Annotated in this window: 13 protein-coding genes; 12 read left to right on the top strand and 1 reads right to left on the bottom strand. The window is 63.8% G+C overall.

The genetic code is table 11. The features are described 5' to 3' along the window. Positions 1-84: 84 nt before the first annotated feature. The 9 genes from pcrA (at position 85) to ACX80A_RS07165 (ending at position 11,837) form a co-directional block, all read left to right on the top strand. Entirely contained in the window at positions 85-2,574 is a 2,490-nt protein-coding gene (pcrA, locus tag ACX80A_RS07205) for a DNA helicase PcrA (protein ID WP_459259048.1), read from the top strand. Between the two features lie 144 nt (positions 2,575-2,718). Beyond that, entirely contained in the window at positions 2,719-3,888 is a 1,170-nt protein-coding gene (gene sucC / locus ACX80A_RS07200) for an ADP-forming succinate--CoA ligase subunit beta (RefSeq protein WP_459259005.1), read from the top strand. A 59-nt stretch (positions 3,889-3,947) separates the two neighbouring features. Beyond that, complete coding sequence (gene sucD / locus ACX80A_RS07195) at positions 3,948-4,850, top strand: succinate--CoA ligase subunit alpha (RefSeq protein WP_459259004.1); 903 nt, start codon at positions 3,948-3,950, stop codon at positions 4,848-4,850. Positions 4,851-5,069: 219 nt separating this feature from the next. After that, complete coding sequence (locus ACX80A_RS07190; RefSeq protein WP_459259003.1) at positions 5,070-6,125, top strand: zinc-dependent alcohol dehydrogenase family protein; 1,056 nt, start codon at positions 5,070-5,072, stop codon at positions 6,123-6,125. A gap of 133 nt (positions 6,126-6,258) precedes the next feature. Continuing rightward, on the top strand, positions 6,259-6,747 hold the full coding sequence (locus ACX80A_RS07185) for a helix-turn-helix domain-containing protein (protein WP_459259002.1): 489 nt from the start codon (positions 6,259-6,261) through the stop codon (positions 6,745-6,747). Beyond that, on the top strand, positions 6,744-8,375 hold the full coding sequence (locus ACX80A_RS07180) for an MDR family MFS transporter (RefSeq protein WP_459259001.1): 1,632 nt from the start codon (positions 6,744-6,746) through the stop codon (positions 8,373-8,375). The genes ACX80A_RS07185 and ACX80A_RS07180 overlap by 4 nt, the downstream gene beginning before the upstream one ends. A 61-nt stretch (positions 8,376-8,436) precedes the next feature. After that, positions 8,437-10,098, top strand: coding sequence for an alkaline phosphatase D family protein (locus tag ACX80A_RS07175; protein WP_459259000.1), 1,662 nt, complete (start codon positions 8,437-8,439; stop codon positions 10,096-10,098). Next, entirely contained in the window at positions 10,095-11,357 is a 1,263-nt protein-coding gene (locus ACX80A_RS07170) for an alkaline phosphatase family protein (protein WP_459258999.1), read from the top strand. The genes ACX80A_RS07175 and ACX80A_RS07170 overlap by 4 nt, the downstream gene beginning before the upstream one ends. Positions 11,358-11,399: 42 nt before the next feature. After that, complete coding sequence (locus tag ACX80A_RS07165) at positions 11,400-11,837, top strand: SRPBCC family protein (RefSeq protein ID WP_459258998.1); 438 nt, start codon at positions 11,400-11,402, stop codon at positions 11,835-11,837. A gap of 22 nt (positions 11,838-11,859) precedes the next feature. Here ACX80A_RS07165 and ACX80A_RS07160 read toward each other — a convergent pair whose 3' ends face one another. Continuing rightward, complete coding sequence (locus ACX80A_RS07160; RefSeq protein ID WP_459258997.1) at positions 11,860-12,957, bottom strand: VIT1/CCC1 transporter family protein; 1,098 nt, start codon at positions 12,955-12,957, stop codon at positions 11,860-11,862. Positions 12,958-13,286: 329 nt separating this feature from the next. Here ACX80A_RS07160 and ACX80A_RS07155 point away from each other — a divergent pair, with 329 nt between their 5' ends. From ACX80A_RS07155 to ACX80A_RS07145, 3 genes are all read left to right on the top strand, one after another. Further along, positions 13,287-13,682: a YidH family protein gene (locus ACX80A_RS07155; protein WP_459258996.1), complete on the top strand. Its 396-nt coding sequence runs from the start codon at positions 13,287-13,289 to the stop codon at positions 13,680-13,682. Between the two features lie 9 nt (positions 13,683-13,691). Further along, on the top strand, positions 13,692-14,027 hold the full coding sequence (locus ACX80A_RS07150) for a DUF202 domain-containing protein (RefSeq protein WP_459258995.1): 336 nt from the start codon (positions 13,692-13,694) through the stop codon (positions 14,025-14,027). A gap of 83 nt (positions 14,028-14,110) precedes the next feature. Beyond that, a complete protein-coding gene (locus ACX80A_RS07145) occupies positions 14,111-15,817 on the top strand; it encodes a long-chain-fatty-acid--CoA ligase (protein ID WP_459258994.1) in 1,707 nt (568 codons plus the stop codon). Positions 15,818-15,834 lie beyond the last annotated feature (17 nt).

The raw sequence follows: 15,834 nt of genomic DNA, 5'->3' as shown, positions 1-15,834 counted from the left end.
TTGAACCGGTGGGCGTTTGCGTGAGGTGGACTTGCCAAACCGGCTTCGTCAGTGCCAGCAACTAGACTTGATGGCACCATGGATATGCTTTTCGACCCACACCTCGGCTCCACTCCCGCCAGTTCAGGGCGGCGCGCGACATCGTCAGCGCGGCCCTCGGCCGCCTCCAGCTCTGCTGACGGTTCGCCCGAAGCACCGCACGGCGTCGGGCGCCGGGATAGTGCCCGCGCGCGGGAACTGTTGATGGGCCTGAACCCGCAGCAGGAAGAAGCCGTTCGCCACAGTGGGTCGCCGCTGCTGATCGTGGCCGGTGCCGGCTCGGGCAAGACCCGGGTGCTCAGCCACCGCATTGCCTACCTGATGGCAACGGGCCGCGCCCACCACGGCGGCATCCTGGCGATCACCTTCACTAACAAGGCTGCCGCCGAAATGCGCGAACGCATCGAAGCCCTGGTCGGAGACGTTGCCAAGCGCATGTGGATCTCCACCTTCCACTCCTCCTGCGTCAGGATTCTGCGGCGCGAGGCCGCATCGGTGGGCCTGAACTCCAACTTCTCCATTTACGATTCAGCCGACACCCTGCGGCTCGTCACCCTAGTTGCCAAGGGGCTGGACCTGGACCCCAAACGGTTCACCCCTAAAACCATCCAACACAAAATCTCGGCGCTCAAAAATGAGTTGATCGACGAGGAAAGCTACGCCAGCGCCGCCAACTACTCCGACCCGTTCGAGCAGGCAGTCGCCGAGGTCTACAAGGGGTACGCGCAGCGGATGCGCCAGGCCAACGCGATGGACTTCGACGACCTGATCGCTCAGACCGTCTACATGTTCAGGGCCTTCCCCGGGGTAGCCGACTACTACCGCCGCCGGTTCCGCCACGTCCTGGTGGATGAATACCAGGACACCAACCACGCCCAGTACGCCCTGGTGCGGGAGATTGTCGGTATTACCCAGGACCCGAGCGACGACAGCGAAGTGATCCCACTCGCCGAGCTGACAGTGGTGGGCGACTCGGACCAGTCGATTTATGCGTTCCGGGGCGCCGATGTCCGGAACATTGTCGAGTTCGAAAACGACTATCCCAGCGCCCGCACCATCCTGCTGGAGCAGAACTACCGTTCCACCCAAACCATCCTCAGCGCTGCCAACGCCGTGATTTCCCGCAACCCCGACCGCCCCGACAAGAAGCTGTGGACCGCAGAGGGTGACGGCGAGCTGATCGTTGGCTATGTGGGTGAAAACGAACACGAGGAAGCCCGGTTCATCGCAGAGGAAATTGACCGGCTTCAGGACGAGGACGATCTCCGCCCCGGTGACGTCGCGATTTTCTACCGCACCAACGCCCAGTCCCGCTCCATCGAGGAAATTCTGATGCGGGTGGGCTTGCCGTACAAGGTGGTGGGCGGCACCCGCTTCTACGAGCGCAAGGAAATCAAGGACGCGCTCGCGTATCTGCGGGTCCTGGTGAACCAGGACGACGTCGTCAACCTCCGCCGGATTCTCAACGAACCCAAGCGCGGGATTGGCGACCGGGCCGAATACGCCGTGGCCGCGCTCGCCGAACGGGAACGCATGTCCTTTATGGCGGCGCTCCGCCGGGCGGATGAGGCGCCGGGACTGGCCACCCGGTCAATGAACGCAGTCAACGGTTTCGTGAAACTGATCGATGACCTCGCCGAGGTGGCCGACGGATCGGGTGCATCCGCGGCGCTGGAAGCGGTCCTGGAACAGACTGGCTATCTGGCGCAGCTGCGGTTGAGCAACGACCCGCAGGACGAGTCGCGGGTGGAGAACCTTGCGGAACTTGTGGCGGTGGTCCGGGAATACGAACAGGAAAACCCGGATGGAACGCTGGGCGACTTCCTTGAGCAGGTCTCCCTGGTGGCCGACGCCGACCAGATCCCCGATGCACCCGAAGGTTCCGCAGCGGAGGTGGAACAGGCGGTGGCCGAAGCCAAGCGCCTGGGCGTGGTCACCCTGATGACCCTGCACACAGCCAAAGGGCTCGAATTCCCCGTGGTGTTCCTGACCGGCATGGAGCAGGGAATCTTCCCGCACCAGCGTTCGGCCACCGACCCGAAGGAGCTGGCTGAGGAACGCCGGCTCGCCTATGTAGGGCTGACCCGCGCCCGGAAACGCCTCTACATCACCCGGTCCGAGGTCCGCAGCATGTGGGGACAAAGCCAATACAACCCGGCCTCGCAGTTTGTCGGTGAAGTACCCAGTGAACTCATCAACTGGAAACGGGAGGGTGCCTCGGGGCCGATCTGGTCCGGAGGCGCAGCCATCGGAGGGAACAATCGGTTCAGCGGATCCCACTGGGGAGCCGGGACTGCGAGTGGCGACACTGGGCGGGGGCTGCCCACCCGGTCGGCGACCGTCGTCGGGCGGGTCCAACCGCAGAAAGAAGTCCTCTCGGTCGCTGTGGGGGACAAGGTCAACCACACCAGCTTCGGCAACGGGACCATCCTGGCCGTCGAGGGTGCCGGAGATAAAACAGTGGCGAAGGTGTCGTTCGACGTCGGCGAGAAGCGTTTGCTGCTGCGGTACGCGCCGCTGACCAAAACCGGGTAGCTCCTCTAGCTCATCGCAAGTCTTTTCTACAAACCATAGAAGTGTGCCCTTGGTCACTAAACCGGTAGTCTGTGAAGGGCGCTGAACGCCAAGGGACTAAAGTTCCCTGTGTAAACCTACTTCGACGTAGAAGGACACTGGCCTGTGGATCTGTTCGAATATCAGGCGCGCGATCTTTTTGAGGCACACGGAGTACCCGTGCTCGCCGGCATCGTGGCGCATACCCCCGAAGAAGCAAAGGCGGCAGCCGAGAAGATTGGCGGTGTCGTCGTCGTCAAGGCTCAAGTCAAGGTTGGTGGCCGCGGCAAAGCGGGCGGCGTCAAGGTCGCGAAGACCCCCGATGAGGCATTCAAGTACGCCTCGGACATCCTCGGCATGGACATCAAGGGCCACACCGTTCACAAGGTGATGATTGCGCAGGGCGCTGACATCGCCGAGGAGTACTACTTCTCGGTACTGCTGGACCGGTCCAACCGCAACTACCTGGCAATGTGCTCGGTAGAAGGCGGAGTGGAGATCGAGCAGCTGGCCGTGGAGCGTCCCGAGGCGCTGGCCCGCATCGCCGTCGACCCCGCCGTCGGGATCGACCGGTCGAAGGCCCGGGAAATCGTCGAGACGGCAGGGTTCGCCCCCGAACTGCACGACGGCGTCATCAACGCGATCATCAAGCTGTGGGACGTCTTCGTCAAGGAAGATGCCACCCTGGTGGAGGTCAACCCGCTGGTCAAGACCGGAAACGGCGACATCATCGCCCTCGACGGCAAGGTCACCATAGACGAGAACGCAGGGTTCCGTCAGGCGGGCCACGCCGCCCTTGAGGATCAGGACGAAGCCGATCCCCTCGAGGCCAAGGCCAAGGCCAACGACCTTAACTACGTCAAGCTCGACGGCGAAGTGGGCATCATCGGCAACGGCGCCGGTCTGGTCATGTCGACGCTCGACGTCGTCGCTTACGCCGGCGAAGCCCACGGCAACGTGCGGCCAGCCAACTTCCTGGACATCGGCGGTGGAGCATCAGCGGCCGTCATGGCCGCAGGGCTCGACGTCATCCTGAACGACCCCCAGGTCAAGAGTGTGTTCGTGAACGTCTTCGGTGGCATCACCGCGTGTGACGCCGTCGCCAACGGCATTGTTGAGGCGCTACAGATCCTGGGCGACAAGGAAAACAAGCCCCTGGTGGTCCGTCTCGACGGCAACAACGTTGAAGAAGGCCGCCGCATCCTCGCTGAGGCAAACCACCCGATGGTCACCCTCGCCGACACCATGGATGAAGGCGCCGACAAGGCTGCCGAACTGGCTTACGCCGCCCGCTGATCGAGCCTGCACTTCCCGGCCAACGAACCTGCCGGGTCCAAAGGATTAAGGAATAACGTATGTCAATTTTTCTCAACAAAGACTCTAAGGTCATTGTGCAGGGCATCACTGGCGGCGAAGGCACCAAGCACACCGCTCTGATGCTCGCTGCAGGTACCCAGGTGGTCGGGGGAGTCAACGCCCGCAAGGCTGGCACCACCGTCACCCACGGCGACGTTACCCTGCCGGTCTTCGGCAAGGTCAGCGAAGCCATGACGGAAACCGGCGCCGACGTCTCCATCGTGTTCGTGCCACCAGCCTTCACCAAGGACGCCGTCGTTGAGGCGATCGAGGCCGGCATCGGCCTCGTCGTCATCATCACCGAGGGCGTCCCCGTGCAGGATTCGGCCGAGTTCTGGGCACTTGCCCAGTCCAAGGTCGACGCCGACGGCAACCAGGTCACCCGGATCATCGGACCCAACTGCCCCGGTATCATCACGCCGGGCGAGTCCCTGGTCGGCATCACCCCGGCGAACATCACCGGCAAGGGTGGCGTGGGCCTCGTCTCTAAATCGGGCACCCTGACGTACCAGATGATGTTCGAGCTGCGCGATCTGGGCTTCTCGACCGCCATCGGGATCGGCGGAGACCCCATCGTGGGGACCACCCACATCGACGCACTCGCTGCGTTCGAGGCGGACCCCGAAACGAAGGCCATCGTCATGATCGGCGAAATCGGGGGCGACGCTGAAGAACGTGCCGCCGAGTACATCAAGGCCAACGTCACCAAGCCCGTTGTCGGCTACGTGGCGGGCTTCACCGCTCCTGAGGGCAAGACCATGGGCCACGCCGGCGCCATCGTCTCCGGCTCCGCGGGAACGGCCCAGGCCAAGAAGGAAGCCCTCGAGGCTGCCGGGGTCAAGGTGGGCAAGACTCCCTCCGAGACCGCTACGTTGCTCCGCGAAGTGTACGCAGGACTGTAATTCCTTGACTGAATGGCCCCGGCTGCTGGATTTGTCCAGCAGCCGGGGCCTTCTTTGTGCCCTCGGCGCACACCCGCCCGCGGGGCGAGGGGCGTCGTCGGGCATGGACGTCAATGCTCACCAGGGAGCCCATGTTAGTGGGCAGCCGTGCCGGAACCCGTGCTGGGAGGCCCGCGTTAGGCTTACTAAACACCCACACCCCCAGTATGAGGAGTATGTATGCGTGCCACCATCATTCACGGTCCCGGCGATATTCGGGTTGAGGACCGCGACTACCCCACGATCAAGCGCCCGACCGACGCGATCGTGAAGGTCACTGCCTCCTGCGTTTGTGGATCGGATCTCTGGCCGTACCGCGGGATCAGCAAGAACCGCGGTACCCGGGCGATCGGGCACGAATTTGTGGGCGTAATAGCGGAAGTCGGCCCCGAGGTGAAAAACCTGGCCGTCGGCGACTTTGTGATTTCCCCTTTCGTGGACAGCTGCGGTACGTGTCCCCAGTGCCTTAACGGTGTGACCGTGGCCTGCGACCACCTCACCTCCTGGGGTGGCGACGATGAGTTTGGCCACTACGTTGAGGGAGCCCAGGGCGAAGCGGTTCGGGTACCGCAGGCCGATGGCACCCTGCGCCGGGTTGATGGCGTCACCAATCCGGATAAGGAACTGACGGCGAGCCTGCTGACCCTCTCGGATGTGATGTCCACCGGGCACCACGCGGCGGTCAGCGCGCAGGTCGGCCCCGGCCGGACCGTGGTGGTGGTCGGCGACGGCGCCGTCGGGCTCTGTGGTGTGCTCGCCGCGAAGCGCCTCGGTGCAGAGCGAATCATCGCCATGTCCCGGCACGAGGACCGGCAGGCGCTGGCCCGCGAGTTCGGCGCCACCGACATTGTTGCCGAGCGCGGAGATGCCGGTGTGAAGAAGGTTCGTGAACTGCTTGGGGGAGTGCTCGCGGATTCGGTACTCGAATGCGTGGGCACCAAGGAATCGATGGAACAGGCCCTGGCCAGCACCCGTCCCGGTGGGAACCTCGGTTTCGTCGGCGTTCCCGCCGGCGGCGCGGAACTCCCCATCGGCTTGCTGTTCGCCAAGAACATCACCGTTGGCGGCGGCATGGCACCGGCCCACACCTATATCCCGGAACTGCTGGCAGACGTGCTTGCCGGCAAGATCAACCCGGGCAGGGTTTTCGACGTCGAGATGCCCCTCGAGGACGCTGCCGAAGCCTACAAAGCCATGGACGAGCGGCGCGCCATCAAGGTGCTCCTGAAGCCTTAGGTTCATCCGTGAACGCGTCGGCGCTGTGGTGTACACAGGGGTCGGCGCGTTCGGCATTTAACATCACCTCACAAAAGTGCAGCGCCGCAATTTTGCAGTCGTGTAAAACGCGCTCCAGTGCCACAATGGTTCGGTGAGTCAACTACTTTCCCTGCGGGACCGAAAACGAACCGAGACCTGGGCTGCGTTGCGTGAGGCCGCCGCCCGGCTCACCCTCGAGAACGGCCCGGACCGGGTCACCACCGAGACGATCGCCGCCCAGGCCAACGTTTCGGCCCGCACCTTCTTCAACTACTTCGGCACCAAAGAGGACGCGATCCTCGGCCTGCAGGACCCATTCACCGACGACACCTGGCTGCAGCGTCGCCTCGCCTACTTCCTGAAGGTGGAACAGCTGGTCCGCGACGTGGTCACCGCGGGCATCACCGACTCGGCAAAATGGGCCGACGTCGCTCACCAGCACCGGTCCGAAGACATTTCCCGGATGATCGTGCTGATCGCCGGAGCACCCCTGCGCTACGCGATGCAGGAGTCCGCACACGCCCCCACCCTTGATCATCAGTTCGCGGCCCTCACCATCGCCAACGCACTCCTCAGAGAGGTCCTCCCGGAAATCCAATGAGTACCACTACCAAAACCACTCCCGCTGCCGTCGCCGGGAAACCCACCAGCATGCCCCTGCTGTTCATCGGCCTGATGCTCTCCATGCTGCTGGCGGCCCTCAGCCAGATGATCCTCAGCACGGCGCTCCCCACGATTGTCGGCGAGCTCAACGGGGTTGACCAGATGCTCTGGGTAATCACCGCCTACATTCTGACCGCCACTATCGTGATGCCGATCTACGGCAAACTCGGTGACCTGATGGGCCGCAAGAACCTGCTGCTCATCGCGATAGGCATCTTCATGGTCGGCTCGATTGTCGGCGGCCTCGCCCCGGACATGCCATGGCTGATCACGGGCCGCGCCATCCAGGGTCTTGGCGGCGGCGGGCTGATGATCCTCTCCCAGGCGATCATCGCCGACGTTGTCCCCGCCCGCGAACGCGGCAAGTACATGGGCGTTATGGGTGGCGTGTTTGCGTTCGCGTCGGTGGCTGGACCCCTGCTCGGCGGCTTCTTCACTGAGGGCCCCGGCTGGCGCTGGATGTTCTGGATCAACATGCCGCTCGGCGTCCTTGCGCTCCTCGTGGTGGCGTTCTTCCTGCACCTGCCGAGCCGCAAGATCAACAGCTCACGGCTCGATATCGGCGGCATGATGCTGCTGGCCATCGCCACCACCTCGGTAGTGCTGGTCGGTACGTGGGGCGGAACCCAGTACGACTGGACCTCGTCGGTCGTCCTCGGTCTCATCGCTGCAACGATCATCAGCAGTGTCGCCTTCGTCATGGTGGAGCGACGCGCTGCCGAGCCGATCCTGCCGATGCATCTTTTCCAGGAACGCAACTTCAACCTCACCACCGTGGGTGGCCTGCTGATCGGCGTCACCATGTTCGGTGCCATCGGCTACCTGCCGACCTACCTGCAGATGGTCACCGGAGCCAGTGCCACCAACGCGGGTCTGCTGATGATTCCGATGATGGGTGCGCTCCTGCTCACCTCCACGGCATCGGGGATCGTCGTCAGCCGGACCGGGCGCTATAAGTGGATGCCCATCGTGGGGGCCCTCATGGTCGCCGTCGCACTCTTCCTGCTCTCGACCATCCAGCCGGCCACCGCGCTGTGGATCATCTGCACCTACATCGGCCTGCTCGGCGCCGGGCTGGGCCTCAGCATGCAGATCCTGGTGCTGATTGTGCAGAACACGTTCCCCAACCGGATGGTGGGAACGGCCACCGCCTCCAACAACTACTTCCGCCAGATCGGTGCGACCCTGGGCTCGGCAATCGTCGGCAGCCTCTTCACCGCGCGGGTCGCTGACCTGTTGACCGAACGTCTCCCGGCCGGTGCGGTGAGCACCGAGGGCGGCACCAACTCGCTCACCCCCCAACTGGTCTACACGCTGCCGGACGCCGCCCGGAGCGCGGTGATCGAGTCCTACAACGACGCCCTCACTCCGCTGTTCCTCTACCTCGCGCCGCTGGGAGTGATGGCTGCCGTGCTGTTGTATTTTGTGAAGGAAACCCCTCTGTCCACGGTGATCGAGCCAGATCCGCTTTCATCCGCACACCCGGGAAAGGACAACACCGGGGCTATGGACCCGGAACCAACTTCCGGCGAACATTCGGCTTCGAATACTCAAACATTGCGATAACGTTGCCGGAGAGGCAGCACAATTGGTCGGCAAAACCTGACCCTCGTTATCTAATTGAGACATGACGCCCCTGACTCGACGAACCCTGCTGCGCTCTGCTGGTGTAACCGCTATTGCCGGGACAGTCGCCTGGCCGGCAGTGCTCCCTTCGGCTTGGGCTGCCCGTGTGGACCGCCCCGCGGTCAACCCTCAGTTCCAGTACGGGGTGGCGTCCGGTGACCCCCTGCCGAACGGCGTACTGCTGTGGACGCGGGTGACACCGGAAGCTGCGGCGACGCCCGGTTCAGGTAAAGGGGTGGACGTGACCGTTAGGTGGGAGGTGGCATTGGACCCAGCTTTTCGGCGCGTGGTGGCCCGTGGAGCCACACCCACGGGAGCTTCCCGTGACCACACCGTCAAGGCTGAGCCCAGGGGGTTGGCTTCAGCAACGACCTACTGGTACCGCTTCAGCTTCGGAAAGGTTGTCTCGCCGGTTGGCCGGACCCGGACAGCACCCGCCGTGGGTGCGCCGGTGGAAAAGCTGCGCATCGGCGTTGTGTCCTGCGCTAATCTGCAGGCGGGATGGTTCTCTTCCTACCGGCATCTAGCCGCCCGCGGTGACCTGGATCTGGTGCTGCATCTGGGCGACTACCTCTACGAATATGCGCCTGGTGAGTATCAGGCGCGTGACGTGGTGGTCCGGCCGCATGACCCGCCGGTGGAGATGACGGTCCTTGAGCATTACCGTCGGCGCCACGCCCAGTACAAAACGGACCCCGACCTCCAGGTGCTTCATGCCGCTGCGCCGTTTGTGGTGACCTGGGATGATCATGAGTCCGCTAACGACGCTTGGTCGGATGGCGCGGAGAACCATACCGAGGGAGTCGAGGGGGCCTGGCGGGATCGGTTCGGCGCCTCGCAGCAGGCCTACGCCGAGTGGATGCCCGTGCGTTATGAACCGGGTGGCAACCTATACCGCCGGCTAACCTTCGGGGCACTGGCTAGCATCTCGATGCTGGATTTGCGTAGCTACCGCAGCGAGCAGGCATCCTCGGTGGTGGATCCCGCCGTCAACAGGCCAGACCGCACCATCACCGGAGAAGCTCAAATGTCGTGGCTGCTGGACGGATTGACCGCACCGGAAGCTCAGTGGAAGCTGGTGGGTAATCCGGTGATGATCACCCCGGTCCGCTTCCCTTCAACGCTCAGCGCGTCGGAGGTGGGTGCCGTCCAGGAACTGCTCGGCGCGACCACAATTGACGGCATCCCTTACAACGTCGATCAGTGGGACGGCTACACGGCTGACCGGTCGAGGGTTCTTCGGCATCTGCGTGACAACGCCGTGAACGACACGGTATTTCTGACCGGAGACATCCACTCGGGTTGGGCCTGTGATCTTCCGGCAGATCCCCTCACCTACCCGGTTTCGGGGAATTCCGTCGCCACCGAACTGGTCTGCACCTCGGTGACCAGCGACAACCTTGATGACATCCTCAACGTTCCTCCTCGCACAGCGTCCATCGCGGTGGAGGAGTCCTTCAAGGCCAGCAACCCGCACGTGAAGTATCTCGACTTTGACTCCCACGGTTACTCGGTGCTGGACGTTACCCCGGCTGGTACCCGAATGGATTGGTACGTGCTCTCGGATCGAACGGACAAAGCAGCGACCAGTAGAATTTCCACCTCGTGGCGCGTCGACGCTGGCACCCAACGCGTCACCGCCGCTGCTGGCGGTGTCCTGTGAGCGGGTCCTCGCGTCGACAGTTCCTGCGGATAGCCGCAGCTGGTGGAACCGCAGTCGTTCTCTCCGGGGCAAACGGCGCGGCCTGGGCCCGGCCCACCGCGGTGAGCGATCCTCTCAGGGTGTACGTGCTGGTGGTAGATGGGTGCAAACCCAGCGAAATTTCCTCATCGCTCACACCGGTGTTGGCGCAGTTGCGGTCACAGGGAACCAACTTCCCGGCCGCCCGCTCGCTGCCCGTAATGGAAACCATTCCCAATCACGTCATGATGATGACCGGTGCGCGGCCCGATCGGACTGGCGTGCCAGCGAACAAGATCTATGACCGCGCCGAGTCGATGCTGCGCGATCTCGACCGGCCCTCCGATCTACGGTTCAGCACACTGCTGGAACGACTGAATGCGGCGGGCCACACCACCGGTACCGTGCTTAGTAAGGACTACCTGTTCGGTATTTTCGGCGAGCGGGCCACCTACCGCTGGGAGCCGACACCCATCATTCCCGTAAGCGGCCATGCCCCGGACGTTGCAACCATGGACGCGTTGATTGCCATGGTGGACTCGGTGGATCCCGACCTGGTCTTCACCAATCTGGGTGATGTGGACCGGATGGGCCACAGCGATCTGAGTGGCACCACGGTGAAGGCCGCACGGACGGCTGCCCTCAAATCGACCGACCTCCAGGTGGGTCGGTTCATCGCACGTCTGAAAGAAACGGGGAAATGGGAGTCCAGCGTGGTTCTGGTGCTGGCCGATCACTCCATGGACTGGTCCATTCCCACCAACGTCATCTCGGTGAACACGATCCTCAGCACCCGCCCAGACCTGCGCTCGCAACTGGTGATTGCCCAGAACGGTGGCGCGGACTTACTGTACTGGATTGGCGATCCGGTGGTACGGGATGCAGCGCTGAGGGAGATCCGGGGTCTCGTGGTGTCGCATCCGGGAGTGCTTGCTGTTGATGTTCCCGCCACACTCAGGCTTGGGCCGGAAGCAGGGGACCTGATTGCCACCTGTCGGGCCGGTTGGCGCTTCTCGGATCCTGCGGTGGTGTCCAACCCCATCCCCGGAAACCACGGCCACCCGGCAACTGAACCAATCCCGTTCTTCATCTCCGGTGGAAACCCCCGGGTGAAACGCGGTCGGGTCTCATCCGAACCGGCCCGCACCATCGACGTTGCGCCCACTGTCGGGGCACTCTTCGGCTTGGCAGCACCGGAGCAGGGTTATGACGGGACAGCTCGCACCCTGGCGTTTCGCTAGGGTGAGCCGTTCAAGCCCGAGCCGACGAGGCAGAATAGATGCATGAACTCTTACCTGATCACCCGTGAACGATTCATCAACGCGCCCGCCAGCGACATCTTCGAGGTCCTGGCGACCCCGGCGTTGCACAGCGTGATCGACGGCTCGGATACCGTCCGGGGAGAGCAGCCGGGCGGGCCGCAGCGCCTCTACCAGGGCGCCAAGTTCGGCATGGACATGCGCATCGGGGCAAAGTACAAAATCCTCAACCAGGTCACCGAGTTCGAGGAGGGGCGACGGATAACCTGGCGTCACTTCACCAAGGCCACCTGGAGCTATCTCCTCGAACCACGCGACGGCGGCACCCTCGTCACCGAGCAGTGGGACGCCCGCTCGGTGACCGGGCGGATTGTGTTACGGCCGATGGGCTTCCTTCGCAAGAACCCCGTTGCCATGGAGAAGACCCTCGTGAAACTGGAACGGTACGTCACCAAGGCATGACTTCCGGCGGAGCGGGATCCGGTCAGAGAAGCCCGACGCCGAACACCAGCCCCAGCAGGTAGGTGGCGGCGGCCGCCCCAAGGCCAATCGCAACCTGCCGCAATGCCAGTTTCAGCGGTGAGGCGCCCGAGAGGAGCCCGACGACGGCACCGGTTCCTAGCAGTGCCAAACCGACCAGGACGCAGGCGAGGATGACGGCGGGCATCCCGCTGAGCCCGACCAGGTACGGCAGGATGGGGATCACCGCGCCGGAAGCGAAGAAGCAGAAGCTCGATGCGGCTGCGCCCAGCCCGGTGCCAATCTGCTCGTGTTCATCCCGCTCGCCAGCGCTTTGCGGCTGGAGGGACAGGCTCGGATCGCAATCGCAGTCGAGCAGGCCCAGCCGCTCCGAGGCGCGGTGCTCGGCCGCCTCGCGGGACATCCCCCGGGCACGGTACACCAACACCAGCTCGTTGGCATCGATATCGAGCTCTTTGGCAGCGGTCAGGGTGATCTGGGTGGGCCGCGACGCTGCCAGTAGCTCACGCTGCGACCGCACCGATACATACTCGCCAGCGCCCATGGATAGAGCGCCAGCCAGCAGGCCGGCGATGCCGCTGAACAAGATAAAGCCGGCGGAGACGCCGGTGGCGCCGACCCCGAGCACGAGGGCCAGGTTGCTGACCAACCCATCATTGGCACCGAAGACTGCAGCCCTGAAGTTGCCGGATAGCCTGTTGCGGCCCCGGGTTGCCAGCCCACGAATCACCTCTTCATGGATCTGTTCGTCAGCCACCATGGCGTCCGTTGCTGTGGGATCCCCAGCATAGGGGGATCTGCTTTCGGCTCGTTGGGCCAGGGCCAGCACAAACACGCTGCCAAAACGCCGGGCCAGAAATCCAAGCACCAGGTTACGCACGGACGGGCGGGCCGGTTTTCCGGCGTCGGGGCCCAGCAGGGACAGCCAGTGCGCCTCGTGCCGGCCCTCAGCTTTGGCAAGGGCGAGCAGAATTTCGCGTTCCTCACCCTCGCGGCGGCTGCCCAGATAGCGGTAAGTCGCTGCCTCGGCGCGTTCGTCCGCTAAATATTGCCGCCAACGGCGAATATCAGCGGCTGTAGGGTTGTCTTGCCGTTGTGTCACTGGGTCTCCTGGTCTGTAGCGATCAGGGCCGTGACGGGGCTCCGGCCGTCGTTGAAGCGGCCGAAGGTCTCGCTCGCCGGCAACTTTCGCCGGTGGACTGCCGGGCCATCATCATCGATGGCCAGTGTGTCGACAGGCCGCTACTCAGTTCCCCCTGCGCACAGGATGCTGAGCGGGAGCTACTCCCCTTCGCAGACTTAATCCTATCGCGAGTGCGTTCCGGAGCGAGACCAACCCTTCGGCGGAACGGGCGGGAGGGAGGAACGCGCGGAAGGGGTGGAAGGGGTGCAGGGGCGGTAGGGCTGAGCGCCGCTCGCTAAGATGAGGGGATGACCGCCAGACCCGATAAGTCGCCTCACCGTGTGTCCCTGACACAGCGGCTGCTGGGTGGTGGGACTGACCCAGATCCCAGGCTCACGCTGGCCAACGAGCGGACCTTCCTCGCCTGGATCAGAACGTCCCTCGCGCTGCTGGCCGGGGGGATCGCCGTCGAAGCCTTCGCCGTCGACCTGTTTGACCCGTTGATCCGCAAAGCCATTGCTATCCTGCTGTTGTTGCTGGCCATGCTGATTGCCGCCACAGCCTGCTTTCGGTGGCTAAACGTTGAGCGGGCAATGCGTCACGGATCGCCGCTGCCGCTGCCGCTTGTTGCTCCGTTGCTGGCTCTTGGCGCGACGGCGGTGGCTGCCGCCGTCGTCGTCGTCGTTGCCATCCGACCGGCCTGAGGATAACCATTGAGCCACGCGACGCCCACCGATACGGGTTTGCAGCCCGAGCGCACCACCCTTGCCTGGGGGCGGACCCTGCTGGCGTTGGTGGTCTGCGGGGTGCTCTTTGGGCGCTGGGTGCCCCAATACGGGTGGTTTGCACTGATCCTCATCACAGCGTTGCTGCTGGCGGCCCTCGGTATTTATGTGAGCCAACAGGTCCGGTACCGTCGCAGCCTGAAGGGCATGAGTAGCGGGGTCCTGACAGCGGATGTGGCACCCATCATCGTCACATCGGCTGTGGTGATGGCAGTGGGCGCCGCAGGAATCTACGCGGTCCTGTTCCAGCCACTTCACGGGTGAAACGTAATCTGGTAGGCAGTGCATGATCAGGTTGCCCCGCCAATCAGGATAGAGTTCAACAGGCTTAGACAGGAAGTAGACTGATGACTTTTGAAAACCCTGCCCCCTGGGTGCGCAACTACGGTCCAGGAGTGGCAGCCGCCGTCGCAATCCCTGATGGCTCCCTCGTCAACCTCGTCGAGGAATCCGCGCGGCTGTACGGCAAGAAAATAGCCCTCGAGTTCTTCGGGGCCGAGACCACGTACCGTCAGCTCGGTGAGGCGATCCAGCGGGCCGCCGAGGGGCTGCGCCGGCTCGGTGTGGTTGCGGGCGACCGGGTGGCACTGGTGCTGCCCAATTGCCCGCAGCATGTGGTGGCCTTCTATGCTGTCCTGCGGCTTGGAGCCATTGTGGTGGAACATAACCCCCTCTACACCGACCGCGAGTTGCGGCACCAATTCGAGGACCACGGGGCGAGGGTCGCGATCGTTTGGGACAAGGCCGCGCAGCGGGTGCAGGATCTCCCGGCAGACGTTCCCGTCACCACCATGGTGACCGTCGACCTGACCCGGGCAATGCCGTTCTCCAAACGCGCTGCATTGCGGCTTCCCCTCCGGAAGGCACGGACGGCCCGGGGTGCGCTGACCACCAGCGCCAAACTGTCCGGCAGCAGAAGCGTCACCTCTTGGGAATCCCTGGTCGGCAACAAGCCGTTGACGGCCGCCCATCCCGGCCCGGTAGCCACCGACGTCGCCGCACTGCAGTACACCAGTGGCACCACCGGCCACCCGAAGGGGGCAATCCTCACGCATCGGAATCTACTGGTCAACGCGGCTCAGGGACGGGCCTGGGTGCCGGGTCTCGGCGACGGCAAGGAGGTCATCTACGCGGTCCTGCCGATGTTCCATGCCTATGGGCTCACCCTGTGCCTGACCTTCGCGATGAGCATTGGGGCCCGGCTGGTGCTGTTCCCGAAGTTCGATGAAGACCTGGTGCTGGACGCGGCGAAGACCAGCCCGCCCACGTTCCTGCCCGCGGTCCCACCGATTTACGAGCGCCTGGCGAAGCGTGCTGTAGAGCGTGGGGTCAGCCTGAAAAGCATTCGCTTCGCGATCTCCGGGGCGATGAATCTCCCGCCTGCAACGATCGAGCTGTGGGAATCCGTGACAGGTGGCTATCTGGTGGAGGGGTACGGGCTCACCGAGACGTCACCGATCTCCCTCGGCAACCCGATCGGACCCAGCCGGAAGCCGGGGACTGTGGGGGTGCCGTTCCCCAACACGGAGATTCGCGTGGTCAATCCGGAAGATTCGGACCAGGACCGCGAGCCCGGTGACGCCGGTGAACTGCTGATCCGCGGGCCCCAGGTGTTCAAGGGGTACTGGCGAAATGCTGAGGACACCCGTGCGGTCCTTAGTACCGACGGTTGGTTCAGGACCGGAGACATTGTTCGGGTCGACGCCGATTGGTTCGTCACTATCGTGGACCGGATCAAAGAGCTTATTGTGACTGGTGGCTTCAACGTGGCTCCCACCGAGGTGGAGGAAGCGCTGCTAACCCATGACAGCGTCGCCGACGTGGCGGTAGTCGGGATGCCGCTGACCGGGGGAGGCGAAGAGGTGGTGGCCGCCATCGTCGTACGCGAGGGGCACCAGTTGAGCGACGACGTGCTGAAGGCTCACTGCCGGGGCTCGCTGGCGGCCTACAAAATACCGCGCCGTATTGTTGAGGTAGACGAACTGCCACGGTCATTGATCGGCAAGGTACTGCGTCGCCAGGTCCGAGACAGACTGATTGCCGGCGACAGCTGAGCTGGGCATCATGAGGA

Source organism: Arthrobacter sp. TMN-50 (genome assembly GCF_054511125.1).
The sequence above is the reverse complement of the archived record's forward strand: the minus strand, read 5'-3'. Positions and strand labels throughout refer to the sequence as shown.